Origin of the sequence: Paenibacillus sp. HWE-109 (assembly GCF_022163125.1) — a bacterium.
Classification (GTDB): Bacteria; Bacillota; Bacilli; order Paenibacillales; family NBRC-103111; genus Paenibacillus_E.
This window is the reverse complement of record NZ_CP091881.1, coordinates 5,605,383-5,632,017: the sequence shown is the minus strand read 5'-3', so window position 1 is coordinate 5,632,017 and position 26,635 is coordinate 5,605,383. Positions and strand designations below refer to the sequence as shown.

Annotated in this window: 27 protein-coding genes and 1 riboswitch; of the genes, 24 read left to right on the top strand and 3 right to left on the bottom strand. The window is 47.2% G+C overall.

From position 1 onward, the window contains the following. Nucleotides 1-393 precede the first annotated feature (393 nt). From LOZ80_RS23970 to LOZ80_RS23870, 21 genes are all read left to right on the top strand, one after another. Nucleotides 394-684, top strand: a complete 291-nt coding sequence (locus LOZ80_RS23970; protein WP_238167049.1) for a hypothetical protein — start codon at nucleotides 394-396, stop codon at nucleotides 682-684. 190 nt (nucleotides 685-874) lie between these two features. Continuing rightward, a complete protein-coding gene (locus tag LOZ80_RS23965; RefSeq protein WP_189012674.1) occupies nucleotides 875-1,366 on the top strand; it encodes an Lrp/AsnC family transcriptional regulator in 492 nt (163 codons plus the stop codon). Nucleotides 1,367-1,381: 15 nt separating this feature from the next. Next, a complete protein-coding gene (locus LOZ80_RS23960; protein WP_283214693.1) occupies nucleotides 1,382-2,587 on the top strand; it encodes an aminotransferase class I/II-fold pyridoxal phosphate-dependent enzyme in 1,206 nt (401 codons plus the stop codon). A 67-nt stretch (nucleotides 2,588-2,654) separates the two neighbouring features. Beyond that, on the top strand, nucleotides 2,655-2,921 hold the full coding sequence (locus LOZ80_RS23955; RefSeq protein WP_238167048.1) for an aspartyl-phosphate phosphatase Spo0E family protein: 267 nt from the start codon (nucleotides 2,655-2,657) through the stop codon (nucleotides 2,919-2,921). Nucleotides 2,922-2,982: 61 nt separating this feature from the next. Continuing rightward, a complete protein-coding gene (locus LOZ80_RS23950) occupies nucleotides 2,983-3,510 on the top strand; it encodes a hypothetical protein (RefSeq protein WP_238167047.1) in 528 nt (175 codons plus the stop codon). A 32-nt stretch (nucleotides 3,511-3,542) separates the two neighbouring features. Continuing rightward, nucleotides 3,543-3,694: riboswitch (cobalamin riboswitch) on the top strand. A gap of 167 nt (nucleotides 3,695-3,861) precedes the next feature. Continuing rightward, the gene (locus LOZ80_RS23945) at nucleotides 3,862-4,872 is read left to right on the top strand and encodes an ABC transporter substrate-binding protein (protein ID WP_443146975.1); all 1,011 of its coding nucleotides are present in this window, start codon (nucleotides 3,862-3,864) and stop codon (nucleotides 4,870-4,872) included. Next, nucleotides 4,873-5,910: a FecCD family ABC transporter permease gene (locus tag LOZ80_RS23940; RefSeq protein ID WP_238167045.1), complete on the top strand. Its 1,038-nt coding sequence runs from the start codon at nucleotides 4,873-4,875 to the stop codon at nucleotides 5,908-5,910. A gap of 5 nt (nucleotides 5,911-5,915) precedes the next feature. Continuing rightward, nucleotides 5,916-6,692 carry an ABC transporter ATP-binding protein gene (locus LOZ80_RS23935; protein ID WP_238167044.1) on the top strand — a complete coding sequence of 259 codons (777 nt, stop codon included), beginning with the start codon at nucleotides 5,916-5,918 and terminating at the stop codon, nucleotides 6,690-6,692. Nucleotides 6,693-6,715: 23 nt separating this feature from the next. Continuing rightward, nucleotides 6,716-7,783: a nicotinate-nucleotide--dimethylbenzimidazole phosphoribosyltransferase gene (gene cobT / locus LOZ80_RS23930; protein WP_238167043.1), complete on the top strand. Its 1,068-nt coding sequence runs from the start codon at nucleotides 6,716-6,718 to the stop codon at nucleotides 7,781-7,783. Nucleotides 7,784-7,808: 25 nt separating this feature from the next. Then, nucleotides 7,809-8,405 carry a bifunctional adenosylcobinamide kinase/adenosylcobinamide-phosphate guanylyltransferase gene (gene cobU / locus LOZ80_RS23925; protein WP_238167042.1) on the top strand — a complete coding sequence of 199 codons (597 nt, stop codon included), beginning with the start codon at nucleotides 7,809-7,811 and terminating at the stop codon, nucleotides 8,403-8,405. A gap of 5 nt (nucleotides 8,406-8,410) precedes the next feature. Further along, nucleotides 8,411-9,388: an adenosylcobinamide-phosphate synthase CbiB gene (cbiB, locus tag LOZ80_RS23920; protein ID WP_238173095.1), complete on the top strand. Its 978-nt coding sequence runs from the start codon at nucleotides 8,411-8,413 to the stop codon at nucleotides 9,386-9,388. Further along, nucleotides 9,361-10,212 carry an adenosylcobinamide-GDP ribazoletransferase gene (cobS, locus tag LOZ80_RS23915; RefSeq protein WP_238167041.1) on the top strand — a complete coding sequence of 284 codons (852 nt, stop codon included), beginning with the start codon at nucleotides 9,361-9,363 and terminating at the stop codon, nucleotides 10,210-10,212. Before cbiB ends, cobS begins: the two co-directional genes overlap by 28 nt. 38 nt (nucleotides 10,213-10,250) lie before the next feature. Further along, the gene (gene cobD, locus LOZ80_RS23910) at nucleotides 10,251-11,345 is read left to right on the top strand and encodes a threonine-phosphate decarboxylase CobD (RefSeq protein ID WP_238167040.1); all 1,095 of its coding nucleotides are present in this window, start codon (nucleotides 10,251-10,253) and stop codon (nucleotides 11,343-11,345) included. 4 nt (nucleotides 11,346-11,349) lie between these two features. Further along, entirely contained in the window at nucleotides 11,350-12,960 is a 1,611-nt protein-coding gene (locus LOZ80_RS23905) for a cobyric acid synthase (protein ID WP_238167039.1), read from the top strand. Then, nucleotides 12,957-13,526 carry a cob(I)yrinic acid a,c-diamide adenosyltransferase gene (locus tag LOZ80_RS23900; protein WP_238167038.1) on the top strand — a complete coding sequence of 190 codons (570 nt, stop codon included), beginning with the start codon at nucleotides 12,957-12,959 and terminating at the stop codon, nucleotides 13,524-13,526. Before LOZ80_RS23905 ends, LOZ80_RS23900 begins: the two co-directional genes overlap by 4 nt. Continuing rightward, nucleotides 13,523-14,464: an RluA family pseudouridine synthase gene (locus tag LOZ80_RS23895; protein WP_238167037.1), complete on the top strand. Its 942-nt coding sequence runs from the start codon at nucleotides 13,523-13,525 to the stop codon at nucleotides 14,462-14,464. Before LOZ80_RS23900 ends, LOZ80_RS23895 begins: the two co-directional genes overlap by 4 nt. Before the next feature lie 114 nt (nucleotides 14,465-14,578). Beyond that, nucleotides 14,579-14,944 (top strand): arsenate reductase family protein, encoded by a 366-nt coding sequence (locus tag LOZ80_RS23890; RefSeq protein WP_443146974.1) that lies wholly within the window; start codon nucleotides 14,579-14,581, stop codon nucleotides 14,942-14,944. 1 nt (nucleotide 14,945) lies between these two features. After that, a complete protein-coding gene (locus LOZ80_RS23885; protein ID WP_443147080.1) occupies nucleotides 14,946-16,049 on the top strand; it encodes a site-2 protease family protein in 1,104 nt (367 codons plus the stop codon). A gap of 58 nt (nucleotides 16,050-16,107) precedes the next feature. Then, nucleotides 16,108-17,283, top strand: a complete 1,176-nt coding sequence (locus LOZ80_RS23880) for an aminotransferase class I/II-fold pyridoxal phosphate-dependent enzyme (protein ID WP_238167035.1) — start codon at nucleotides 16,108-16,110, stop codon at nucleotides 17,281-17,283. A gap of 94 nt (nucleotides 17,284-17,377) precedes the next feature. Beyond that, nucleotides 17,378-18,514, top strand: coding sequence for a DNA sulfur modification protein DndB (locus tag LOZ80_RS23875; RefSeq protein ID WP_189012656.1), 1,137 nt, complete (start codon nucleotides 17,378-17,380; stop codon nucleotides 18,512-18,514). After that, the gene (locus LOZ80_RS23870) at nucleotides 18,514-19,692 is read left to right on the top strand and encodes a DNA sulfur modification protein DndB (protein WP_238167034.1); all 1,179 of its coding nucleotides are present in this window, start codon (nucleotides 18,514-18,516) and stop codon (nucleotides 19,690-19,692) included. Before LOZ80_RS23875 ends, LOZ80_RS23870 begins: the two co-directional genes overlap by 1 nt. Before the next feature lie 377 nt (nucleotides 19,693-20,069). Here LOZ80_RS23870 and clpP read toward each other — a convergent pair whose 3' ends face one another. From clpP to LOZ80_RS23855, 3 genes are read right to left on the bottom strand one after another with little or no spacing between them, the layout of a single operon-like run. Beyond that, nucleotides 20,070-20,657, bottom strand: coding sequence for an ATP-dependent Clp endopeptidase proteolytic subunit ClpP (clpP, locus tag LOZ80_RS23865; protein WP_283214800.1), 588 nt, complete (start codon nucleotides 20,655-20,657; stop codon nucleotides 20,070-20,072). A gap of 15 nt (nucleotides 20,658-20,672) precedes the next feature. Then, nucleotides 20,673-21,191, bottom strand: coding sequence for a hypothetical protein (locus tag LOZ80_RS23860; RefSeq protein WP_238167033.1), 519 nt, complete (start codon nucleotides 21,189-21,191; stop codon nucleotides 20,673-20,675). Continuing rightward, nucleotides 21,191-21,607, bottom strand: a complete 417-nt coding sequence (locus LOZ80_RS23855; protein ID WP_238167032.1) for a MerR family transcriptional regulator — start codon at nucleotides 21,605-21,607, stop codon at nucleotides 21,191-21,193. Before LOZ80_RS23855 ends, LOZ80_RS23860 begins: the two co-directional genes overlap by 1 nt. 163 nt (nucleotides 21,608-21,770) lie before the next feature. Between LOZ80_RS23855 and LOZ80_RS23850 the strand changes: the two genes are divergently transcribed. The 3 genes from LOZ80_RS23850 (at nucleotide 21,771) to ssuE (ending at nucleotide 26,001) form a co-directional block, all read left to right on the top strand. Continuing rightward, a complete protein-coding gene (locus LOZ80_RS23850) occupies nucleotides 21,771-21,998 on the top strand; it encodes a DUF7667 family protein (protein ID WP_189012652.1) in 228 nt (75 codons plus the stop codon). Between the two features lie 83 nt (nucleotides 21,999-22,081). Then, nucleotides 22,082-25,300 carry a glycosyltransferase family 39 protein gene (locus tag LOZ80_RS23845; protein WP_238167031.1) on the top strand — a complete coding sequence of 1,073 codons (3,219 nt, stop codon included), beginning with the start codon at nucleotides 22,082-22,084 and terminating at the stop codon, nucleotides 25,298-25,300. A gap of 158 nt (nucleotides 25,301-25,458) precedes the next feature. Next, nucleotides 25,459-26,001 (top strand): NADPH-dependent FMN reductase, encoded by a 543-nt coding sequence (gene ssuE, locus LOZ80_RS23840; RefSeq protein ID WP_238167030.1) that lies wholly within the window; start codon nucleotides 25,459-25,461, stop codon nucleotides 25,999-26,001. Nucleotides 26,002-26,635: the final 634 nt, after the last annotated feature.

Genomic DNA, 26,635 nt, shown 5'->3' with positions numbered 1-26,635 from the left:
GGTTTTCCAGTTAGATGACCGTTTAGAGCCATTAACGCTAAATTTGCAGGAGATATTCCTGTTAGTTTTGCTCCGTATCAAGACAAAATAGAGGCTGCTCTCAAGGTTTGTAAGCTTTTTGAGTCAGCCTATTTGGCATTGCCTCTTAGCACCAGCATCCGCGTGCCTTATGTAGTTGAGTACCTGCATCCCATTCCGTGTGAAGACCTGGCATCCAACATCGCGGCACCCCGTGACATGACCCCACGCAGAACGCAGATGAACTAATTGTGAACATGCGAATGATGTGCGCGCGTGGCTATTCAAAACATTTTTCTATAAATGTTGAATAAAAATTCATTATTGAGTATAATTATAAGTGTAAGAGGTTTTCAGATGAAAGGTGGATTCAGCGTGAAACTAGCGTATATCAATTCGTTCCCAGAGGGAAGTCAACTGGATAACTTTATACAGACATATACAGAGGAATGCATAAACCTAGGGTCGCAAATGTCTGTGAATTGGCAGGAACTCCACTCTCACAATGTCATTTCAGTCTATGATGAGGATACACTAGTTGGAATTGGGTACTGTTCCGAGACAGCTATTATCCATGTGCGTCCTACGTATGGTCACCGTGAAATTGAAACGATGGTCAACAAACTGCTGCAAGCCGAGCTGAAGCTCCGTTTGGTTCACAAATGATCTTATATCCCATGAAATGACGGGCTGCCTAGCGATCAGGGCGGTCTTTTTGTCGTTTGCGAATGGATATTTTGGTTATACAAAAATAATCTGGTATTTAGACAGGCTCAGTAATTGAATTGCGATGCCAATTCATTGTAAGATGAAAGGATGAACCGCAAACCCAAATTTCAGAAAGGTAGGTTTAACCATGGATACTTTGAAGCTTAAAATTCTCGAACTAATGAAAGAAGACGCCCGCCGAAGCGCGGATCTTATCGCCACAATGCTAGGAACGGCGGAGGACGAAGTGGCGCGAGCGATAAGCGAGATGGAAGCGGATAAGGTCATCGTCAAATATGCGACAGTGGTGAACTGGAGTAAAGTAGATGACGAAAAGGTTACCGCCCTAATTGAAGTGCAAATTACACCGGAACGCGGACGCGGCTTCGATGCCATCGCGGAACGGATTTACCTATATCCGGAAGTCAAATCCGTCTACTTGATGTCAGGTGCTTATGACTTGCTTGTTGAAATTGAGGGCAACTCCCTGAAGCAAGTAGCCTCTTTTGTTTCGAATAAATTGTCACCAATCGACCGTGTGCTTTCTACAAAAACAAATTTCATATTAAAAAAATACAAACAAGACGGCATTATATTCGAGGATCAGGCTGATGATCACCGTATGCTCGTTTCGCCGTAAGGAAGAGGGAACGTCATGATCAAAGATGAGACAACGATCCAGCCGAACAAGGTCAAATCCATGCAGGACTACCTGGCTCCTGCCGTACGTGAGATCAAGCCATCCGGGATTCGCAAGTTTTTTGATTTGGTAAGCAACAGCAAGGATGATATTATTTCGCTTGGTGTAGGGGAGCCTGACTTTTCAACACCGTGGCATGTGCGTGAAGCTGCCGTGTATTCCCTTGAGCGCGGCCGAACCAAATATACGCCAAACTCCGGGATTCCAGAGCTTCGTGAAGCGATTGCCGATTATTTGCACACCTCGTTCAAAGTGAAGTATGAGCCTTCCAACGAAGTGCTTGTTACAGTAGGCGGCAGCGAAGCGATTGACTTGGCACTGCGCGCTTTGGTTACGCCAGGGGACGAGATTCTTATTCCGGAGCCTTGCTACATTTCATATTCACCTATTACGAGTATTAGTGGCGGTGTTCCAGTAGGCATTGAAACTTTCGCCAAGGATCAATTCAAGCTTACGGAGAAAGCTTTGCGCGATGTTATTACGCCACGTTCCAAAATTTTAATTCTTTGTTACCCAAGCAATCCTACTGGCGGTATCATGACTTATGAAGATTGGCTCCCGATTGCTAAAGTGGTGGAAGAAAATGATTTGATCGTGATTTCGGATGAAATTTATGCCGAATTAACATATGGACAGAAGCACGTAAGTTTCGCAGCTGTACCGGGAATGAAAGATCGGACCATTCTGGTTAGCGGCTTTTCCAAAGCATTCGCAATGACAGGTTGGCGGATGGGGTACGCTTGCGGCCATTCAGAACTAATATCGGCTATGACCAAAATTCACCAATATACGGTGATGTGCGCACCAGTCATGGGCCAGGTTGCAGCACATGAGGCGCTGACCAATGGTTTGGAAGAGAAAGATCGTATGATAGAGTCCTATAACCAGCGCAGACGGTTGATTGTCAAAGGGTTTCGCGAGATTGGCTTAGAGTGCCATGAACCGCAAGGCGCGTTCTATGCCTTCCCAAGTATTGTCGCAACAGGGCTGACCTCGGATGAATTTGCGCAAAAATTGTTGTTTGAAGCAAAGGTCGCAGCGGTACCTGGAGATGTGTTTGGCTTAGGAGGCGAAGGCTTCTTGCGCTGCTCTTATGCATACAGTGTTTCTCAACTTAATGAAGCGTTAGAACGCATTGGAAAATTTTTGAGAAAATTGTAAATTGTTAAGTAATAGATATGTTCATTATGTCAGAAAACTGGTATTCTTGTAGTAGGGAGGGATGAGCATGGCTTTTATGGAATACCAACTATCAACCTATCAGAAACATATTCAAATTCGTGAACAAGATTTCGGAAAGCGTTGGTTGACTAAGCGTGCGAAGAAGCGGAATTCCCTCATCTTACTCGAAGAAGAGATTCATTCTTTACGACGTAAGCTGGAACAGTTGGTTCTCGATGGGGAAGAAATGACCTCTGAATCTGTCGTCGAATTGAGTACAATCCTAGACCAAAGAATAAATGAATATATGAACAACGGGAAGAAAAGTCGGTGAAAACCGACTTTTCTCGCGACTACAGAAGGATATAGATCACATACGGAGGTACGTTCACAACATGAAAGCGAAATGGCTATTGGTTATGATGGTTGGACTTATGGTACTGCTGGCAGGATGTGGTGGACCTAAGCCAGATGTTTCTATTTTTATTATGGGATCAAGCGGGTTCCCGAGTGAAGCAGCGGAGAAATTGGAAGTTTCGCTGAAATCCAAGGTGGGCGAGACCCCTACGGTCAAGGTTGTTAGTTCCCCTATTTTCTCTTTGGAGAAAATGATTGTAGAATTGGCTGCCGGCGGCAATGGCATCTTCATTCTTGGGGACGACCAGTTTAAATCTCTCAGTAATCAAGCAGGATTCGTGTCCTTGGATGAAACGATTAAACCGGAGGATTACCCGGATGGGGTTGTCGAAATCAAAGAAGAAGGCAAGCCGTCCGAAAAGCATTTATACGGAATTCCGCTTACAGGAAACAAGTGGATGAAAGAGCAAGGTTTTGAAGGAAAAGGGTTGGTAGCGTTCATTCCTCAGAATGCGCCAAAGCTGAATGAAGCCAAGCAAGTGCTCAAAGTGATTGCACAAAAGTAACAAGAAGTCTATAATCGACAAAGAGATTGATAGTCAAATACGCCGCCATAGGTGCTGGCAAGCTTATTCCTAAGCTTGTCTGCTTAAAAGGGAAGCCGGTTGAAGTCCGGCACGGTCCCGCCACTGTAATCCACGCAAGCGATAGGTGGAAAGTCAGGATACCTGCCCATGGAGCCTTTTTACGACATCCTTCGAGGAAAAGGATCGCGTTAAATCAGGAAGCAAACGTCAAGTTGCTGAACACCGCGATTTATCGTCCCTCTGTTCCTTCAGGAACAGGGGGCTTTTTTGTTAGGCTCAAACCGGCTAGGATCAATCGAAATCAAGCACAAAGAGAGAGGGTTAATGATAATGGAAAAGAAGTTCGTCAAAAAAGCGCTGATTCTTACAGTTGCGTTAGCAACGGCAGTCAGTTTAGCAGCCTGTGGGAAGAAAGAAGCAGAAATAACGAATCCATCGAAGCTGGGCGGCGAGGGGACTAAAGCGCCAACGGTGACAACAACACCGGCAGCAGCGAAGAAGACCGTTTATCCACTGAAGATTAAAGATGCAACAGGCAAAGAGTTTACGTTTGAGAAAGCGCCTGAGAAGATTGCATCCGTATCACCGGCAGAAACCGAGGCGCTGTTTGCTCTAGGTTTGGAAGCTAACATCGTAGGTGTCTCGGATTTTGATGATTACCCGGATGCGGCAAAAACCAAGCCCAAATTAGGCAGTATCACGAAACCTAACCAAGAAGCGCTGATTGCCTCCAATGCGAATATTGTGTTTACAGGGGTTTCGATGAAAGTAGATACGGTGGAGCAGCTTCGCGCATTAAATGTTAACATTTTCAAAGTAGAGCCTAAAACGCTGGATGATGTGATTGTGAACATTCAAACTTATGGACTGATTACAGATCACCAAGAGCAAGCGGAGAAAATTGTTGCCAAAATGAAGGCAGACCGTCAAAAGGTTGTCGACGCCGTCAAAGATGTGAAGCAAGAGAACAAGAAGAAGGTCTACATTGAATTCAGCCCGGGCTGGACTGTGGGCAGCGGAGAATTCATGGACGAGTTGATTAAGCTATCAGGCGGCATCAATGTAGCTGGAGATGGAAAAGGCTGGTATCAAATCAGCGAAGAGAAGATCATTCAGCAAAACCCGGCTGTTATTTTATTTGCTAACGGCGTTATCGATACGAAGAGCAAGAAATCACTGGACGAAATCATCCGTACGCGCAGTGGCTGGGATACGATCGAAGCCGTGAAGAACAAGCAAGTGATCGGCCTTGATCAAAATATGCTGAGCCGCCCGGGACCTCGATTGACAGACGGACTGCTTCAAATGGCTAAAGGCATTTATCCCGAACTGGTGAAATAAATGAAAAGAAAATTAGTGCTATGGGGAGGAGTAGGAGTTATACTCCTTCTTCTTTCTATTCTGGTGAGTTTATCACTGGGAACAGCGAATCTGCCTGTCTTGCAAATCGCAGGAATTCTGGGCAAGCATATCCCATGGCTTGGCGACTATATCGACGCGAACTGGCAGCAATCAGCAGAGCAAATTATTAATAAAGTGCGATTTCCTCGCGTCTTGCTCGGCATTCTGGTGGGTGCGGCGCTGTCTATCGCGGGTGCGGCTTTTCAAGGTGTTTTGCGAAATCCCTTGGCAGATCCGTATGCGCTCGGGGTATCGTCTGGGGCATCGGTTGGCGCTGCTTTCCTCATCTATTTTGGGCTGCAGATGGCGTGGTTTGGACAATGGTCGATTCCGATTGTTGCTTTCATTACCGGACTTCTTTCCTTATTTCTAGTTCTGAAGCTCGCTCAAATCGAAGGAAAGCTCAAAATGGAAACGTTGATCTTGTCAGGCGTTGTTATGCAGGCCTTCCTGGGGGCCATCGTATCGTTCATGGTTTCGATTTCCAAACAGGTGATCAATGAAATCGTTTTTTGGCTAATGGGCAGCCTGGCGATGCGCGGCTGGTCGTATATTTACATCATTACACCCTATTTGCTTATTGGCATTATTGTGCTTTTGGGCTATGCACGTTCTTTGAATTTGCTCGCTTTGGGGGAGCGGCAAGCGTCACATCTAGGCGTCAATGTCGAGCGGACCAAGTTAGTCGTACTGGTCGTGGCTACTTTCTTGACGGCAGCTGCCGTTTCGGTTGCTGGTGTTATTGGATTTGTCGGTCTCATCGTTCCGCATTTGGTCCGATTGGTTGTAGGACCTGATTATCGCTTGATTATTCCTTTATCCGCGATTGGCGGAGGGATCTACGTTCTGTGGGCGGATACGATGGCTCGCACGGTATTAAGTCCAACCGAAATTCCATTGGGTGTCATTACGGCCTTCTTGGGCGCCCCGTTTTTTGCGTATTTGCTACATAAGGATAAGAAAACGTTAAGAGGTTGATCAACATGATTAAAGTGGAGCACCTTTCGCAAAGTTTCTTGGAGCAGCAAGTGCTGGAGAAGATTACCTTCGAGGTCAAGCAAGGCGAGTTTTTTGGCATTATCGGACCCAATGGAAGCGGGAAGTCGACGCTGCTTCGACTTTTATCCGGCATAGATCCAGTGAAATCCGGGAAAGTCCAGTTGGATGGACGAGAAGCGTCAGCTTTTTCCCGCAAAGAATTGGCTAGATGGCTCGCTGTGCTGCAGCAGGATGCGCTTCCTCCGGTAGGCTTTACGGTTCGTGAAGTGGTGGAGATGGGGCGCTATCCATTTCAGAATTGGCTAGGCGAGGATTCTGCAGATGCGGAGGGTTTAATTGAAGGGATCGTGAGACGGCTGCATTTGGAGCCATTGATCGACAGGACCATCGAGCGGCTAAGCGGCGGGGAACGACAGCGTGTTGCGCTGGCCAAAGTGATGGCACAACAGCCACGGCTGCTGATGCTGGATGAACCGACCACCTTTCTGGATATTGGGTACCAAGTCCAAATGATGGATTATATTAGAGAATGGCAGAGCGAAGCGGAGTTAACGGTCGTTGCGGTTCTGCATGACTTAAACTTGGCTGCTCAGTACTGCACGCGTTTGATGGTCGTCCACAATGGGCGAATGGCTGCCATTGGAACGCCTGAAGAAATCATAACCAGCGAATTAATCAAAGCGGTGTATGGAACAGAACCGATCGTTCTGCGCCATCCTGTCAACGAAGCACCGCAAATTTTATTACAGCCAGGCAAATAAGTGAAATAACGGAGGATGACATAATGAGCGAATTGGCGTCTATTCTTAATCGTATTGAGTCTATTCATGAAGAGGCAGTGAATCAAGCGAATGATCATTTGAATCAATTAACCAAGCCGCAAGGAAGTCTGGGCAAGTTGGAAGATATCGCGCGTCAAGTTGCGGGCATTACGGGTGAAATCATGCCTGATTTGGACAAAAAAGCCGTCATCGTCATGGCTGGCGATCATGGTGTCTGCGAGGAAGGAATCAGTGCGTTCCCTGCGGAAGTGACGCCGCAAATGGTATTCAACTTTCTATCCGGAGGGGCTGCGGTTAATGTGCTGGCGAGGCATGCAGGCGCTGATGTCATCTGCGTGGATATGGGCGTTAACGCGGATTTGGAGCATCCAGAGCTTGTTTCGCGTAAAGTGCGCAAAGGCACACGCAATATGGCGCGGGAATCGGCTATGACGAAGCAAGAGGCTGTACAAGCCATTCAGGCGGGCGCTGAGCTCGTTGATGAGCTGGTAGAGAAGGGATATCGTCTCTTCGCCACCGGGGAGATGGGGATTGGCAATACAACGGCAAGCGCGGCTATTCTATGCGCGCTGACGGGTCTGGATGCCAGCATAGCCGTTGGCCGTGGAACAGGCATTGATGATGCCAAATGGCTGCACAAGCAGGCTGTGGTGAACAAGGCCTTGGCCATAAACGGGCTGGGCCAAGGCGATGTGGCAAGCGCTGATTATGCGCTTGATGTATTGACGAAAGTCGGCGGACTAGAGATCGCCGGACTGGTAGGCGTGATTCTGGGCGCAGCGAAGAATCGCTGTCCTGTCGTTGTCGACGGCTTCATCTCGTCGGCTGCAGCGCTTGTGGCGAGCCGGTTAGCACCGCTAAGCGCGTCCTATATGCTCGCCTCGCACTTATCGCAGGAGCAGGGACATACGAAGATGCTCGAAGCGGTTGGCCTCTCGGCGATGCTGCAGATGGATATGCGCCTGGGCGAGGGGACAGGCGCTGTGCTTGTGTTCAACGTGATCGATGCCGCAGGCAAGATCATGAAGGAGATGGCGACATTCGATAGCGCAGGCGTGTCACGGGGGTAAGTGAAAGGAAGGAGGCGAAGGCGCCATGGCGGTTCTGGTAACAGGCGGCGCGCGAAGCGGCAAGAGTTCGTTCGCTGAGAAGCTTGCTATGCATGACAGCAAGCAGGGGATATATATCGCGACCTCCTACATCTATGATGAGGAAATGAGGGAGCGGGTCGATCTGCACAAGCAGCAAAGGCTTGATTCCGGTTATCCATGGGATACGCGTGAGGAGCCGTATGACTTGCAGGAACTGCTGCAGCAGCTTCATACGAACGGCGCAAGCGGGGAAGCTGCGGTGCTGGTGGATTGTTTGACGCTGTGGCTGACCAATTGGCTGCTTAGATATGAGTCGGAATCCAATGCGGCAGCGCTGGCGATGGCACGGATCGACGATCTGGCAGAAGCCGTTGCTTCCTACAGAGGCCCGCTTATCCTCGTCACGAATGAAGTCGGAGACGGCATCGTGCCGGAGTATCCGCTAGGTCGCAGCTTTCGAGACTTGGCAGGGCGGATGAATCAGCGGTTAGCCCAAGTATGTGATGAGGTGTTCCTGGTCACGGCAGGGATTCCGATTGAGATCAAAAGCAGCGCTTACCGACTGGAAGAACGCAAGTCGTCGCTAAGTATGGAACGATGATTACGATGTGGATGTATTCCTGGCAGGAGATCGTTATCATGACGGCTGCGGCCATAGTCATAGATTGGATTCTCGGAGATCCGAACTGGCCGACCCATCCGGTTATTCATATCGGACGCTGGATTCGCGGCATGGAAAAGATGCTGCGCAGAGAAAGCGATTCGCCTGGATGGTTGCGGGCCAAAGGCATTATGCTTACGCTGTCAACTCTCATTGTAAGTTTCGGCAGTGTGATGGTGCTGATTCTGGCTGCTCGTTCGATTCATGAATGGCTTGGATACGCCGTTTGTACCTGGCTTATTTCTACAACGATTGCTATCAAAGGCTTAAAGGATGCGGCCTATCTGGTCTATCGTCCGCTGCGCAAGGGCGAACTCACCGATGCTCGCAAGTACACTGGCTACATCGTAGGCCGGGATACAGGCGAGCTCGGTGAGGAAGAACTGACGCGTGCGGTCGTTGAGACCGTGGCCGAGAACATTGTCGACGCGGTGATCTCGCCCTTGTTTTACGCGCTGCTCGGCGGGGCGCCGCTCGCGATGCTGTACCGGGCAGCGAATACGATGGATTCGATGGTCGGCTACCGAAATGACAGATACCGTCATTTCGGCTGGGCGTCGGCCCGCTGGGACGACGTCATGAACTGGATTCCGGCCCGGCTGACCGGCCTCCTGCTGATCCTCGTTGCCCTGCTTCAGCCGGGCCTCTCGGCGAAGCGCTCGGCGGCTGCGGTCCGCCGCTTCGCGCACTTGCATCCCAGCCCGAACAGCGGAATTCCAGAGTCGGCGGTAGCCGGGGCACTCGGAATTGAGCTTGGCGGGCTGAACGTCTACGGCGGCGCGGCAAGCGAGCGAGCCCGCCTGGGCTGGCCGCTGCGTCCGCGGACGCAGCAGGATATTGTCTACGCCGTCCGAATGTTGTACGGCGTCAGCTACGTAGTGATGGGAGGATTGCTATGCGTAATGCTCGTGTGGTTGTTCTAGATTGGCTGCGGGCCTGTCTGGCGGCCTTTCAGTTTCTTACCCGTTTGCCGATTCCTGTGCAAATTGATTATACGGAACGGGTCTTTCGGCGCAGCGTCGTATTCTATCCGCTCGCCGGATGCGTAATCGGCTTGCTTTTATTGCTGGCTGGCAAAGGGTTGGGTCTCATCCTGCCTCCGATGCCTGCGGCTGTGCTGCTACTGGGGCTGTGGATCGTCTTAACGGGGGGACTTCATCTCGATGGTTTGATGGATACGGCAGACGGAATTCTGAGTCATCGGCCGCGCGAGATGATGCTTGAGATTATGAAAGACAGCCGGGTTGGAGCGATGGGTGTCATCGTATGCGTCTTGCATGTGCTTCTCAAGTTTGCAATTCTTTATTCCTTATTGGACTTGCATATAGCTGGTCACGAAGGGGGCGTAAGCTTTCTGATTGTGTTGGTGCCGGTTTGGAGCCGCTGGTTCATGGTCATGGCGATCTATGGCTGGCCTTATGCGCGCAAGGAAAGCGGGCTTGGCAGCCTTTTTCGCAGTGTGCGCAAGTCGCATGTCAGCTGTTCTTTATTAGTAGCCCTCCTTACAACTACGATTACTGCGAGCTTGGCGCTAGGCAGGGGGTCTTATGCTGCTCTGGCAGATCCGAAAGTTTGGATCATCGTTTGCGGTTACATGTTGGTTACGCTAATAGCCGGTTGGATCTTCGCTGCCTACATGAATAGCAAATTAGGAGGGTTAACAGGAGATACCTACGGCGCTTTGAATGAGTTGTTGGAAACGGTCTTGTTAGTCGGGGTTCTCCTGATAACTTTGACACAGTTTTAGCTGGGTTCATCCTATTGGTTATGAGAGGAGCAGATTGGATGCTCGAACGTTATGGACATGGCGGGGATCTGTGGACCGCTGAGGAAGCCTTCGGTCAACCCAAGGAAGCCTTTCTGGATTTTAGCTCGAATATGAATCCGCTTGGTCCGCCTAAGGCTGTTAAGACCATCCTAAGCGAGGGCTGGCGCGATATCGTTAAATATCCGGACCCTGCCGTCCGCGAGCTGCGCAGCAAGCTTTCTGCGAAGTACAGTATTCCGGTTGAAAGCATTCTGGTGGGGAACGGTGCGGCGGAACTGATTGATTTAACGGCAAGAGTCCTCAAGCCCAAGGTTACTGGACTTGCCAGACCTTCCTTCAGTGAATATGAAGAAGCTGTGCATAAATCCGGGGGCGAAATTTACAATATTCCGCTTCATCCTGAATACCAATTCGAATTGCAGCAGCAAGATATGGAAGCAGCTTATGCTTCCGTTGATCTGTTCTTCCTGGGCCATCCGAATAATCCGACAGGCAAGCTTATACCTGGGCCCGTTCTGGAGGGGCTTGTGCAGAGCGGTCACCGCTGTGTGCTTGATGAAGCCTTCATGGAGTTTGTGCCCAATGAGCAGGATCATTCGCTGCTGCAACAAGCCGCTAATAATCCACACCTATTTGTAATTCGTTCTATGACCAAGTTTTATTCGATCCCAGGCATACGTTTAGGTTTTATGGTGGCGCATCCGGATTGGATCAGGCAGATAGAGCAGCTTCAAGTGCAGTGGAGTGTGAATTATTTGGCGCAGCGTATAGGGTCGTCGGTACTTGATGATGTGGATTACGAGAATATAAGTTGGCAGTGGCTGAAAGAAGAGAAGACATGGCTGATTCAACAGCTAGGACAATTAGGCCTGGATGTTGTGTCTAGTGAAGTGAATTTCCTGCTTTTTTCCTTCCCGCTGTCTATGGGGATTACGGTCAAGCAAGCTCAGCAGCATATGGGGCAGCAAGGTATTTTGATTCGGGATGCTTCTTTATTCGAAGGTCTTGATGAACGTTATTGCCGAGTTGCGATCCGACTTCGAGAAGACAATGAACGGCTAATCGCCGGATTACATAATATGCTGTCAGATTTCAAGATGAATCGAGGGTAAGGTCATGACAAAAGCGACTGTGCAAGCAGCCACACTGATGGTCCAGGGCACCGCCTCCGACGTGGGCAAAAGTATTCTAACGGCGGCGATATGCCGTATTCTCGTTCAAGATGGCTGGCAAACGGCCCCTTTTAAATCGCAAAATATGTCCTTGAATTCCTACGTGACTTTTGACGGCAAAGAAATCGGTCGAGCACAGGGCGTTCAAGCGGATGCTTGCAAAATCCTCGCGACAACGGATATGAATCCAATTCTCCTCAAGCCCAAACAAGACATGGTGGCCCAGGTTGTCGTTCACGGTGTTCCCTTCTCTGATCTGGATGCGCGAACCTATCGGGAGTCGTATTTGCCGCAAGCGGAAATCATTGTGAAGGATGCTTTGAAACGACTGCGCAGCGAATATGATGTGGTGGTGCTCGAAGGTGCGGGGAGTCCGGCAGAAGTGAATTTAAAAGACCGGGATATCGTGAACATGCGCTTGGCCGGCTGGGCGGATGCCCCTGTACTGCTTGTAGCGGATATTGATCGTGGTGGCGTATTCGCTTCTATCGTAGGGACATTGGAGATTCTGACGCCAGAAGAGCGAGACCGTGTGAAGGGCTTTATTATTAATAAATTCCGTGGCGACGTCAGTTTGCTGAAGCCCGGTTTGGATTGGCTGGAGGAGAGAACAGGCAAACCTGTGCTCGGGGTTATTCCGTATTTGCCGCAGCTCGGGATCGAGGATGAAGATTCAGCTTCCCTGGACTCGAAGAGAGTGCAAAGTAAACGCAATGAAAGGTATGGTAGCGGCAAAACGGCAGATCAATTGGATATCGCGGTGATTCGCTTGCCTCGTCTTTCGAACTTCACGGATTTCGATCCGCTGCAAGAAGAGAAGGACGTCCACTTCCGTTATATTACGCATCTGGCTGACTGGGGAGAACCTGACGTGATTCTGCTGCCCGGCAGCAAAAATACGATGGACGATCTGCGGTATTTGAACGAATCGGGCTTAACGGAGCGTATTCAAGCTTTTGTCCATCAGGAGAAAGGCTGGGTCGCCGGTATTTGTGCAGGCTATCAGATGCTGGGCAGCAAGCTGCTCGATCCGGATGGCTACGAATCGGACCATCCTGAATTAGCCGGGCTCGGACTACTGCCGACTGAAACGGTGTTCACTGCGGAGAAGCGAACGGTTCAGGTGCATGGCAGCAGCACGCTTTTTGCTGAAACTCCTAACGAACTGCTTATTGAGGGTTATGAAATTCATATGGGACGGACACGTTATTTGCACGAAGTAGAAAGCCCATTTCGGATTAAAACTTCGCTTGAAAATTCAGGGGGCCATGCAGATAGTTGGCATGAAGATGGAGCAGTGGCCGAGGAAGGCCGTGTCTGGGGAACTTATTTGCACGGGATATTGCACAATGATGACTTCCGCAGAGCATGGCTTAATCGGATTCGCCAGCAGAAAGGACTAGGTCTTGTTGCTGAAGGACTTCGGTTCAAAGAGCGCAGGGAAGCAGCCTTCGACAGGCTGGCAGATCATGTGCGAAGTCACTTGGATATGCAGCGCGTTTATGAGATGATGGAACCATATAAATCGAGAAACAGGGAGGCAGGTATCCGATGAAAATTTATACGCGCACCGGAGATGCAGGGCAAACTGGCGTGATAGGCGGCCGTGTGGATAAAGATGATGACCGTGTAGAAGCTTATGGAACGACGGATGAGTTGAACTGTCACGTAGGTCAAGCGATAAGCTTCATGGACCCGGCGGTGTATCCCGATTTGCTGCCGGATTTGCAGCAGATTCAGCATGAGATTTTTGATTGCGGTTCCGATTTGGCATTATTGAAGCCGGAGCTGCGGCCTTATAAAGTTACAGCAGAAATGGTTGATGCGTTAGAGGTCTGGATTGATCAATATGATAAAGAAACCCCGGATATTACCCGTTTTATTTTACCTGGGGGCGGAACGGTTTCTTCTACCCTTCATATTTGTCGAACGGTGTGCCGCAGAGCGGAACGTCGCGTTGTTACCCTTGCCCGCACACAAGAAATAAATCCTGAGGTGCGCCGATATTTGAACAGACTATCAGATCTCTTCTTTACGATTGCCCGCACGGCCAACCACCGTGAAGGTATTGAGGATGTCACCTATATTCGCAGTGCAGAGGTGTTTAGACGCAAATCATGAGTTATTATGAACCTTTAGTATATATCGTGCCGCCAGAGGAAGAGGGCTTTATTCTCAAAACGGTACTGCAAAAGAGATTGATGGTTTCCCGCAAACTGCTTTCCCGCATTAAACTGACAGAGCAGGGAATCACGGTGAATGGCGTCAGACAGTATATTAACATTAAAGTGAATGCCGGGGATCGTGTGGAGATTCGGATGGAGGAAGAAGAGTCCGAGGATATCCTGCCGCAGGATCTGCCTCTGCATATTCTTCATGAGGATGACCATTTGCTCATTCTAGCCAAAGAAGCCGGCATCATCGTGCATCCCACGCATGGTCATTATGTGAATACGATCGCCAATGGCGTTGTCCATCATTGGCAGCAAGCTGGGATTACTTGCCGCTTCCGTCCGATTCACCGGCTTGATCAAGAAACGTCAGGTGTTCTCGCGATTGCCAAGACGCCCTATGTGCACCAACAAATTTCGGAGCAGATGATCCAGCATCAGGTGAAAAAAGAGTATCTGGCCTTTGTTTGGGGGACAGTAGCGGATGCGAGAGGCACGATTAATGAACCGATTGATCGCGATCCTGAGCAGCCTCATGTGCGTATTGTAAGGCCAGACGGTTATTCAGCCGTCACCCATTATGAGGTTGTCCAGCAGTTCGCACAGGCCGCCTTAGTTCGGATTTGGCTGGAAACCGGACGTACCCACCAAATTCGCGTGCATATGCGTCATTTGGGGCATCCGCTGCTTGGAGACAAGATGTATACGCTGCCTGAGTATGATCAGGGATCCGCTGCGGAGGAAGTAAATCATAGGCTCGATCGACAAGCCCTGCATGCTCATAAACTAGGCTTCGTGCATCCGGGCACGCGAACATGGACGGAATATTTGGCTCCACTGCCCACTGACTTGCTTACTTTGCAAATTTGGCTTGAAAAAAACAACTAAAATGCGAAAAACCGTCCCCAAATGGATGGTTTTTCTTTAGGTACAACTTGACTTTCCTTTACATTTAGCCCAGAATTTTAAATAGATCTGACTTATAAAAGGAGTTTTCGCATCATGCCGGTAAAAGTGTTTTGTTACGATAAATGTGGGACATGCCGCAGCGCCATCAAATGGCTGAAAGTCCGTGGGGTAGATATCACCGAAAATATTCCTTTGTTCGATACGCCGCCTTCTGCCAAGGAGCTTGCTAAGCTGCTAAGTGACAGCGGTTTGGAGATTAAGAAGTTCTTCAATACATCCGGTGAAGTGTACAGAGAGATGAATTTAAAAGACAAGCTTCCAAGCATGTCGCAAGAGCAGATGCTTGAACTGCTGGCTTCAAATGGCCGACTAATTAAACGCCCTATCGTTACCGACGGGCATAAGGTTACTGTAGGATTTAAGGAGCCGGAGTTTGAGCAAGCATGGGCGAAGGGGTGACGTGAGGTTGGAAGAAAAAGAAAAACCACCGGCTCGCAAAAAATCACCACTTGCTATCGGCGGCTTTATCGCTGTTCTGCTATCACAAGGCAAACTGCTTCTGGCTGCCTTGAAGTTTGGAAAAGTCGGCGGAGCCATTATTTCGATGTTCATCACGATTTGGGCTTACGCCTATCTGGCCCCATTGCCTTTTGTAATCGGCATTGTTTTCTTGGTTCTCATCCATGAACTGGGGCATGTCTTTGCAGCCAAAATCAAAGGGCTCCCGGTATCTGCGCCTGTCTTCATTCCGTTCCTCGGCGCCCTCATTACGATGAAAAAGAATCCTTCTGATGCGGCGACCGAAGCTTTTATCGGAATCGGAGGGCCGATTCTGGGAACACTTGGCGGCGTAGCAACATTCGGTTTAGGTGTTTATATGCATTCTCCCGTCCTTGTAGCAATCGCTTATGCGTCGTTCTATCTCAATTTGATTAATTTGCTGCCGATTCATCCGTTAGACGGAGGCAGAATTTCAACTGCAGTAACACGATGGTTATGGGTGCTAGGACTAATTGGCGGTTTGGTTTTTATTTTTTATCTAAAAAATTATATCAATCAAGTTATTTTCTTGGTCATCTGGGCGATGTTTGCATGGGATTTATACAAGAAATACGTGAAATTTAGAAATCGTGAGGAAATTGTTTCGGTTTCTACACGTTTTGAGTTCGCAGCGAACCATTTGCTGGAGCAAGGTTACCTGATTCCGGGGGAAAGCCATACGCGAGAACTTGAGTATACAACGTATTCAGAGATCCAAGGCGCTGGAGAAGGCAGACAAGTTATCATTATGCATTGGCAGGGGATTGGTTTCGAGGGGCATGCGTATTTGCCTCAGCAATCAATGATCAAAAAGGTTCACCTAGTCAAGGTAGAGCGCGTGCAGAAAGAGACTGGTTTTTTCCTGGGACTTCAAGTGCAAGTGGATTTCTCGCCTCTTGGGGTACAAGAACGCTATTATGATGTTCCAACAAGAACGCGATGGAAGTTCGGAATCGCTTACCTTGCTTTAGTATTGTTTTTACTCTATATGATCAGATTGGTTCATCAAGTAGGTATTATCTAAGTTAATGAATTATTAGTTAATGGCATTAATTGAATTCAACATAATGAGGAACTAACCCATGACAATTAAAGGTTCGAAACGACTTAGTCAGTTAGGCTCTGCTATTTTTTCGGAAGTAGCAGATTGGAAGAGAGAGGTTATGAATCGAGGGGTAGACGTCATAGATTTAGGTATAGGAAGTCCTGACCTGCCGCCGTCAACTCGAATCATTGAAGCATTCACAGAAGCTGTACAAAATCCTGACCACTATGGATACCCCACATCGGAAGGAAGTCTCGCTTTTCGGACAGCGGTTGCCAAGTGGTATCGTTATCGCTTTGGTGTACAGCTGGACCCCGAGCATGAAATCCTAACCTTGATGGGTTCACAAGATGGTTTGGCTCACTTAGCGCTTTCACTCTGCGATCCAGGGGACATTGCCATTGTACCCGATCCAGGATACCCTATATATTCGGCAAGTTTAGTGCTGGCAGGCGTTGAGCCCTACTTGCTCCCACTGCGTGCAGAGCATAATTATTTACCCCAATTAGTAGACATTCCAGTAGACGTGGCTGCCAAGGCGAGATTCATCCTGCTTAACTATCCGAGCAATCCGCTGTCTGCTGTTGCAGATCGTGCTTTCTTTGAGCAATTAATTGCCTATGCCAAGAAGCATGATTTGCTTGTCGTACATGATCTGGCCTACTCTGAAATGGCTTTTGACGGCTATAAGCCAATGAGTATTTTAGAGATAGAGGGCGCTAAGGAGGTTGCAGTTGAGTTTCATTCTTTATCCAAAAGCTTTAATATGGCAGGTTGTCGCATCGCCTTCCTAACCGGGCAAGCAGACGCTGTGAAAGCTTTGAAGACACTGAAATCAAATATTGATTATGGTGTCTGGGGGGCTATTCAAGCGGCTGGAATTGCAGCATTACAGGAAGATATGGAACATGATCATTCTGTTGCCGATGTTTATCAGAGAAGACGTGATGTCTTCATCACCGCACTTGAAGATGCAGGCTGGAAGATCACACCTCCTAAGGCCACGATGTTTATTTGGGCCGCTATTCCAAAAGGGTGGACATCTCGACAAATTTCCCGGGAAATGCTTTATCACGCTGGTGTTGTCGTTATTCCTGGAGACGCTTTCGGAGCGGAAGGTGAAGGCTTTGTACGTATCGCTTTGGTACAGGATGAAGCTAGGTTGCTGGAAGCGGCAAGACGAATAGGAGATTGGCTGCGAACACTAGAATGAAAATTAGAGATTTTGGTAAAAATAGGAGAATGAGAGACATAGTGAATCATTTCTGTGAAAATTAGAAATTTGACAACTTGAAAGGGGTACCTATATGGATGTTATTTCGTCTTTATCTGAGCTATTAGCTGAACAGAAGCCTTCGTCCTTCGTTGAAATTCCTGGTGTGTTGGGACAGACGTTTGGGCAAGCAACAATTGCAGCTACCTTGCCTATGAGTAAACTATTTTCGATTTATGAAGTGGATTTAGAGGTGCAGCGTGCGATTATTCCTCGAAATCTTTCGAAACTGATCGACTATGTAAACTTGTATTTGGAAGATCGTCAACCTATCTATTTCCCAGGTATTATATTTTCGGCCAGAGGCGCCGGTCATTATGATGATGATCAACAAGCCCTGCGCTTGCAGCCGATTGAGAAGCTTTATGTGGTAGATGGCCAGCATCGCTTAGCTGCTTTCCAACGCATTATGGAAACGCTGCAGAGCCAAATGGCACGTGCCAAAGACCGTCGCGAATACGACAAAATGGAAGAAATTACGGAGAAATTGCGCAGACTGTATGCATTCCCTATTTCGACGATGACCTATCTGGACATTAATGCACGACAAGAGCGCCAATTATTCTCTGATATTAATAAATTGCCGCGCAAACTCGGCGGTAACCTGGCTGTACTGCGTGATCAACGTAGATTTTATCATGTTGCAGCTACAGAACTAGCTGCCAAAGCACCAGCTATGCAGAAACTGACCGTAGATATGTTCTCGGAAAGAGGCAAATCACCTGAGTACCTATTCTCGTATCATTTGTTAATTGAAATCTTGGTTGCCCTGTTCGAAGGCAGAATGAAATCAGCAGCCCGGAATAACGGCTATCAATATGAAGAGAAAGAACTGCAAGATCTAGTTTCACTAGGTGGAACTTATTTCAATGGCTTGCTGAACTACCTGCCGGAACCAACCAAGGGTGAAGCGGTATGGTCCGAAAATATCCAGATTGCCTTAGCGTTATTTATTCACGAAGAAGCTACCAAACCTGGTAAATTCAATCGATATGCGCTTGAGCATGCGCTGAAAATTCTGCCTCATGTGAATTGGAACGGCATTTATGCCGGCGACGAGAAAGATCGTTTGCCAAGACGTACGCGCATTATGAAGGCCTATAACTTTATCAAAAACTTTTATCAAGAGCAGAATGCATTTCTGATCAGTGACAAGGAGGACGTGAGCTAATGGAAGGATTACGCCTGAAGATGACCATACATCCTTTTTGCGATAAGTTCGGACTTTCAACCGTAGCTTTGCGCGTCCAGGATTTGTTGAACTATACGATGATTGATCCGATGGTACAGCGGAAATTAAGCAATATGCAAAGACGTAAAATTTCTACCTATCTCCAAGAACGGGAGTTGGATCATGTTTTTTTCGGGCCCGTGACCCTTTCACTGCGTGAAGTGAACCAATTGTCCAAAGGGGAGAAGGAATTCCTTTTGCGACATGGCTCCAAGCTTTCTATCCTGGACGGACAGCACCGAATTCTGGCGCTCGGCTATGTGAATGATCAAATGCAGAAAGAAGTTCGACGTTACGAGAAAAAACTGGTTCTGCTCAAAATCAAGCAGCGCAAATTCCCGCAGGATGCCGAAGTGAAGCAAGAAGTGGATGAAACCGAAGGAACGATTAATCAACTCGAAGGCAGACGTCTGGATCTGATGGAAACACAGCTTGCTGTGCAGATCTATATTGGTTTGACCGAGGAAGAAGAACAGCAGCTCTTCGGCGACATCAATTCCAAAGTTCAACTGGTCAGCAAGGAGCTTGGACATTCCTTTGATTCTATTGATCCGTTGAATCTGGTGATTCAACAGGTTGTCGATCACAATGTTTATTTGAAAGCTGTTGGCGTTGAGCGACGCAGCAATCTGACATCCTTCAACCGTAACTTTACGTGCTTCAGCTGGCTCTATGCTACCGCGACGATGCTGTTCTCGGGCAGAATGCAGCCGTCATACGAACTGCAACGTAAAATTCGCCAAGATCCTTCAACTTATGTTGAAATTCTGCACCAATTCTTCAACACGATCTTGCCAATGATGCCGGAACAACCGGGCTTAGCCCAATATACCTCTGCGAATCGGGTCATTCAGGAAAGCATTGCGCTGTATGCCAATCGGTTCTTATTCCCGAATGGACAGTACAACGATGAGTGGACTTCCTGCCTGCAAATTCTCGACGGCTTCGATTGGTCCCATGACAATGAGGAACTGATCTATGTCTTCGGCGCTCTGGATAACGGGAAAATTAATCTGATTCACGAAAAATCACTGAAAAAGCATGTAAAGCTGGTGCAATTCTTCTTAGAGGGCACGGATTCGGATAGTGCTTCCGAGGATGAAGTTACGACAGCTTAATAAGGAATGCAGCGGGGGCTGTCGCAAAAGGTCGTTAGACTTTTTGCGACAGCCCCCGTTTTTCAAGCTGCAGTATTTTCCTTCATTCACTGCGTGTGTCCCTTACCTTACGAACTCCATACCTCTTATTCGGTCAAAATGAGCTCATTTGAAAATATAACGAATTCCAGAAGCGTTATTGCAGGAAAAAGATGACCATTCCAGCTGAAAACTACAGCATAAAGCGGCTGCAGTTCGTTAGTTCCGCAAAGCAGCCAATTTCGCGTCTATAAGTATGATGCGGTTCGTTAGAAGCGCCGCTAGATATCCCGCTCGCTCTCTGAATCCCGGTCTATTTTGAGAGGATTACGCTTTCGAAAGCTTCTTGCCTGGTTAGATTATTTGGCTTTATGGATGATTTCATCAATCAATCCATAATTTTTGGCTTCGATCGGTTCCATGAATCGATCTCTGTTTGTGTCCAACTCAACTTGCTCAACGGCTTGTTTGGTTTGTAGAGCTAGTATTTGGTTGATTTGGTTTCTTAATCGTAAGATGCGTTTAGCGCTTATTTCTATGTCTGATGCTTGGCCTCGCGCTCCACCAAGTGGCTGATGAATCATGATTTCACTATTAGGCAGAGAAAAGCGTTTTCCTTTTGCGCCACTGGCTAATAAAAAAGCACCCATGGAAGCTGCTATGCCTACACATAAGGTTGAGACATCGGCTTTGATAAATTGCATTGTATCGTAGATTCCCAAACCGGCTGTTATGGAACCACCATGCGAATTAATATATAAACTAATATCTTTTTCGGTGTCAGATGCATCTAGAAATAAAAGCTGGGCAATAACCATGTTTGCTGTTTCATCGTTTATTTCTCCAGTTAAAAAAATGATCCGATCTTGCAACAGCCTGGAATAAATATCATAAGAACGCTCGCCTCTTGTGGATTGTTCAACCACATATGGTATTTGATGTAGGATAGTTATCCCTCCTAATTAGCAGTCTACGCGGTACTTCTTTTCAAGATAGGAATACTCATTATTGCGTATCTCCATTATCTTCGATTGAACACTTAGGAATTCAACTTTATCTTGTGGAATGGGGGATAATAATTCTTTTAACCGACTGATTACTTGCTCATTTACGGTCAAATGTTCAGATTCATCTTCATGGACGAAATGGATAGGAATGCTTTGAAGGATCTCTTTTATATTATTCAAGCAGTTTGTGTAGCGGAGCTCTACGGTGATTGCGGCTTCTTCAATGTTGATGGCGGAATGTGTGTAGATTTCAATAAGCACATCCTTATCTCGTTCTAGGTTGATTAGAATTTGATTAGACATATTTTCTTTGTACCCGTTTAGATTAGGTGAACGATAAAGACCATCAGGGAGTTGAATACTTATTTCAGCTTGCTTGGTTTTCAGAAAGTCAGTAAGGGAAAATTGAACCCACAAATGGTTCATCCCTTCTTCGTTTTCCATCACTGGTTTGGCTAATTGGATATCAAGCATTACTGATCCTCACTCCTTAGCACTTGAGAAATAGAATCGATGACTCGTTGTTTTAATTCAGCCGAAATCCGGGGACTTATGGTAATAAGGATATCCTCGTTAATTCTATGTGTCTCATTTTCAAGAACACGGCTTGATTCATAGAGGTGCAGCTGTTGACCTATTTTTTCAATTTCAGCATGTGAGAGCAATTTTAATTTTTCTTGAATCGCTGCAAGAGTTTCACCTGTTTTTGTTAAAGTGAGTATAGAGCGAAAATAATGAAGGTGTAGATCGGTATACATTCTTTTGTTACCGACTAACTCTAATGGTGGCACCATGCCAATTTGTGTATAATATCTGACTGTTCTTAAATTCATGCGAGAATCATCTTTTTGAAGAATATCCGCTAGTTGCTGTGCCGTAAAAGTATCCATAAAATCAACTCCGTTACACATTACTGTATTAGTTACACTTAACTGTAATACACACAGTTTACTGTAATTAAATTAGAAAGTCAAACCCCCCTGTTTCATTCGTCCTTTCTTTGACCATACTGCATAATGTTAGCTACTTAACAAGCAGGAGGGCACCCGAACTATGTTGGCTGTTCATCAACGTATGGCGGAGTTATGGACATTACGCAGAGCGCGCGAGCTGACACGAGCAGAGCAGGATGAGCTGCTGCTGTGTATGGAGGCTAACGCAAGTTATGTATGGAACCGATTGAAATTGGAAAATTTATCACTTTGTGCATCCTTGACGGAAGACTATGATTGGCTGCATGAAATATGCGAACGCATCGAAAAGCTTGAGCCAAAGCACTGACCTCCCGGGTCGGTGCTTTTTTCCTTTTCTGCAAGAGAGTGGACAGGTATAATGGTAGTAGTCTATTTCTAAGGAGAGGTCACATGGCAAGCTGGTTTAAGCAAGCGGGGGGTGCCCCCAATAAGTACTTACTTTTGGGTTTACTGCTTTTGACAGCACTAGTACTAAGACTGTACTTAGCACCTGTATGGGTTGGTTATGATACGGATGTACGTACATTCATGGCTTGGGCTGACCGTGCTTATACGGTAGGACTGTCTGGATTGTATACGAATGCGAAAGACTACTTCTTGGACTATCCACCTGGCTACATGTATGTGCTGTACGTCGTGGGATTCCTGCACCATAAGCTTTCCATTCCTTGGGAGAGCGGGCAGTCTCTAATAATTCTCAAGCTTCCAGCGATGATAGCTGATGTTGTAACAGTCTATCTGTTATTTCATTTGACCATTAGTTGGCGCCGTGGTGCGCGGGCATGGTTGCAAGCACTGGGCATTGCCGCGTTGTTTGCTTTCAATCCGGCGATTTGGTCGAATTCCGCCATATGGGGGCAGGTCGACTCGTTTTTTATGTTGTTTATCGTAGCGACCTTCTTGCTGCAGCAGCGGGGGAAACTTCCGCAAGCTTCAGTTTGTATAGCACTTGCTCTGCTTCTTAAACCCCAGGCGCTGCTCTTTGGTATTTTTTTATTGATTGATGTGGTGCGCAAACGCAACTGGATGGTTGCTGTGTTGAGCATTCTGAGCGGTTTGACGACAATAGTTGTTATCTCGCTCCCTTTTGCCGTTGGCCGGGGTTACGGCTGGTTGATAGAACTTTATTCAGGTACACTGGCTTCTTACCCTTATGCCTCTTTGAATGCGTTTAATCTCATGGCCTTGTTAGGCGGCAATTTTATCGATATGAAAAGTACATTTCTACATATTCCCTACCAGTGGCTAGGATGGGTGCTTATGCCGTTGGCGCTGGTGTATACATGCTATTTGTACATACGCAGCAAAGGCAGGCCAGGCGCTTTGCTCTACGTTGCTTTCTTGTTTATTACAGCGGTTTTCATGTGTATGACCAAAATGCACGAACGCTATTTGCACTATGGCTTGCTGCTGGCGTTAACCAGTTTCATTTACATCAAAGATCGTCGAATACTCGGTCTGTTTATCGGTTTTAGCCTCACGCATTTTATTAATATTGCGGATGTACTGCAGCGTAGTTTTCATAAGGACTATCACATCCCGCGATATGATTCTTTGATGCTGACGATATCCGCTATCAATGTTATTATGTTTGTCTATGCATGTATATTGGGATGGAGGCTTTTCGTGGATTCACAACCAGAACAACAAGCGGAGGAACGAAATAAGGACCGGATGCAAGATCAGCAGCCAGTTCCAGCAGCCTTGCCTCGGGCAACACCGTCTGAACGATGGAAGGCGATCTTTAAACCTCAGGAAGATGGGATAGAAAGAAGCCCCAAGGGCCGATTTTTCACCAAGAAAGATGTGCTGTATCTCGGAGTTTTAGTCGTCATCTATACAATTATTGCTTTGTTTCACTTAGGGGGGCATAAGGCTCCGACGACATTCTGGAAGCCAACGAATGTCGGTGAAGCCGTCATTGTTGATCTGGGCAGTGCACACAACATCACAAGGATCAACACCTTTGCAGGTGTCGGTGAAGGGGCTTACTCCTTCTGGTTTTCCAATGATGGCATGCAGTGGCAGGATCAAATGTCGGTCAAATCCGATCATACCAAAGTTTTCACCTGGAACACGGTAGAACCCAAAAAAGATGCCAGATACGTTAAACTGGTGATAGATACCCAGGAAAATGCCGCGCTCCATCTGCATGAAATTGGTATCTTCGGAGATGGCAGTTCAGAAATTCTCAACATTGCAGGTGTTACCGAGCAGGATGTTAATCCTGCTGACGAAGGAAGACCTGCGCAATTATTCGATGAAGCGAGCGTGGTACCCTATACGCCTACGTATATGAATGGCACGTATTTCGATGAGATTTATCATGCTCGTACAGCCTATGAGCACCTTCACCAGATTGAGCCCTATGAAAGCACACACCCGCCGCTCGGGAAAGTTCTTATGTCGATCGGGATCTATGTGTTCGGGTTAAATCCGTTCGGTTGGCGTATTATTGGCACGTTATTCGGTGTAGGCATGATTCCAATCATGTATGTATTCGCCAAGCGGATGTTTGGCCGATCGGAGTATGCCTTCATCGCAGCTTGTTTGCTTTCCTTTGATTTTATGCATTTTGCGCAAACGCGTATCGCGACGATTGATGTGTATGGCGTCTTCTTCATCATGCTGATGTTCTATTTCATGTATCGCTATACGACGCTAAGTTTTTATAGGGAAAAGCTGTGGACAACGCTAGTTCCCTTGGGGCTTTCCGGTCTTTTCTTCGGCATAGGAGCGGCTTCCAAGTGGATTGTCATCTACGGCGGCGCAGGGCTTGCCTTGTTGCTGTTAATTTCCCTGTTCGAACGCTATGGGGAGTATAGATTTGCCCGACGGGCCCTTTTGGATGAAGGGGAGTCTGTGCACGAGGAGCAACGCGATGGCTCAAAGCCGGTTTGGACAGAAGCGGAGAAAGGCCAATTGTCCCTAGTCAAACAACGGTTCGTTAAGAATACACTGCTCACACTGCTTTGGTGTGTACTCATGTTTGTCATTGTGCCGCTTGGCATTTATACGCTGTCCTATATTCCATTCATGATGGTTCCAGGTCCAGGACATGGCCTTAAGGATGTCGTCACCTATCAGGTACATATGTATAAGTATCACAAAGATTTAGTCGCTACACATCCGTTCTCGTCACCGTGGTGGGAATGGCCGTTGATGCTTCGCCCTATCTGGTATTATCAAGCCAAGCTGATGCCGCAAGGCATGCTGTCGAGCATCGTTTCTTTCGGTAATCCGCTTGTCTGGTGGCCAGGGTTCATTGCGGTTCTATATTCGTTCTATCTCGTGTTCAAAAAGAAAGATAAATTGCTGCGCGTGCTGCTTATCGGCTACTGCTCCCAGTACTTGCCGTGGATGCTGGTGCCGAGGCTGACTTTTATTTATCATTACTTCGCGATGGTGCCATTTCTAGTGCTCATCTTAACCTACTATATTAAGCAGTATTTGGAGGAAGGGCCGCTTCATAGAAGAAGATATGTGTATGGCTATTTAGCAGGGGTCGTTGTGTTGTTCGTTCTGTTCTATCCGATCTTATCAGGGATGATCATTCCATCCACGTATTCCTTTTTCCTCCGCTGGCTGCCAGGTTGGAATTTCTTTTAAGCAAAAAGTATTGACGTTCGCAAGTGGGAATGGTAATATAAATCCAAGTAAAATACTATGAATTAAAAGTCGACCTAACAACCGGAGACTCCCACTTTGTACACAGCAAAGATTGCGGAGTCTTTTTTTCATCCAAAACCTAATGGAGAGTGAACCTCATGGCTAAAGTAGTTATTATTTCTGGAAGTCCAACCCCTACATCCCGTATTCATGGTGTTATTGAAGTAGCCAAAAGTGCTCTATTGGAAGCAGGTTTAGAAGTTGAATGGATTAAAGTGCGCGATATTCCAGCAGAGGATCTGTTATACGCGAAGTTCGATAGCGAAGCCATCGTGAATGCGAATGCGCTTGTTGCCGTTGCTGATGCGGTTTTCGTAGCTACGCCGGTCTACAAAGCTTCTTACACAGGCGTGTTAAAAGCATTTCTTGATCTGCTCCCGCAAAAAGGGCTCGCGCGCAAGATTGTGCTTCCGCTTGCAGTTGGCGGAACTGTTTCGCATTTGCTTGCGATTGATTATGCTTTGAAACCAGTGCTGTCCGCACTTGGTGCACAGAACATTCTGCAAGGTGTTTTCGTTCTTGATAAGCAAGTAACATGGGGCGAGCAAGGGCAAGCGATTCTGGATGAGGAAATTTCTACGCGATTAGAGGCTTCCGTAAGTGAGTTTATTCAAGAAATTAAATGGCATACAAGTCGTTAAGACGAATGTAGATAAGATCTGAACCGTCGCTGGAATCTTTTGCTAGCGGCGGTTTTTTGCGTGCTGAACAGCTGTTCCCATGCTATACTACGAGTATTATTCAACGCATACAAGCAGCGGTAAATGCACATTCCGATATTGTGAAAAATCTAAGGAACTCGATACCTGAAAAAGGTGATTAACCCTGAACTCATTGATTACTCCAGATAGTTCGTTCCTTCTAGTAAACATGTGATTTATCAAAAACCATATAAGGAGTGAACGAGGGGTTGCCCAGGCTGCTCGCGCGGAGGGAACTACAGTACGCTATTCTAGCAAAAAGCGTCATTATTGCGAGGTTGAGGGAACTACAGTCCGCTATTTTGCTGTTTTCTGGGAATTTTCAGCTCTTTTGGTGGAAATAAGACCCTGTAGTTCCGCTATTGCCCTAGCAACCCTGCTACTTGCCAAAATAGCGTCCTCTAGTTCCCTTAACAGGTTTTATCGCTAATAAGAGACTGATCTCTCAGGGCGGCGAAGCCGTTTTTCTTATGTTCTTGTTTTTCCAGAACTTAATTGATATGTTACATTTTTATCAACCTCATCTTACCATGGCAGGTCATTAAAACAACATTTTTTGTATAACACATCTCAT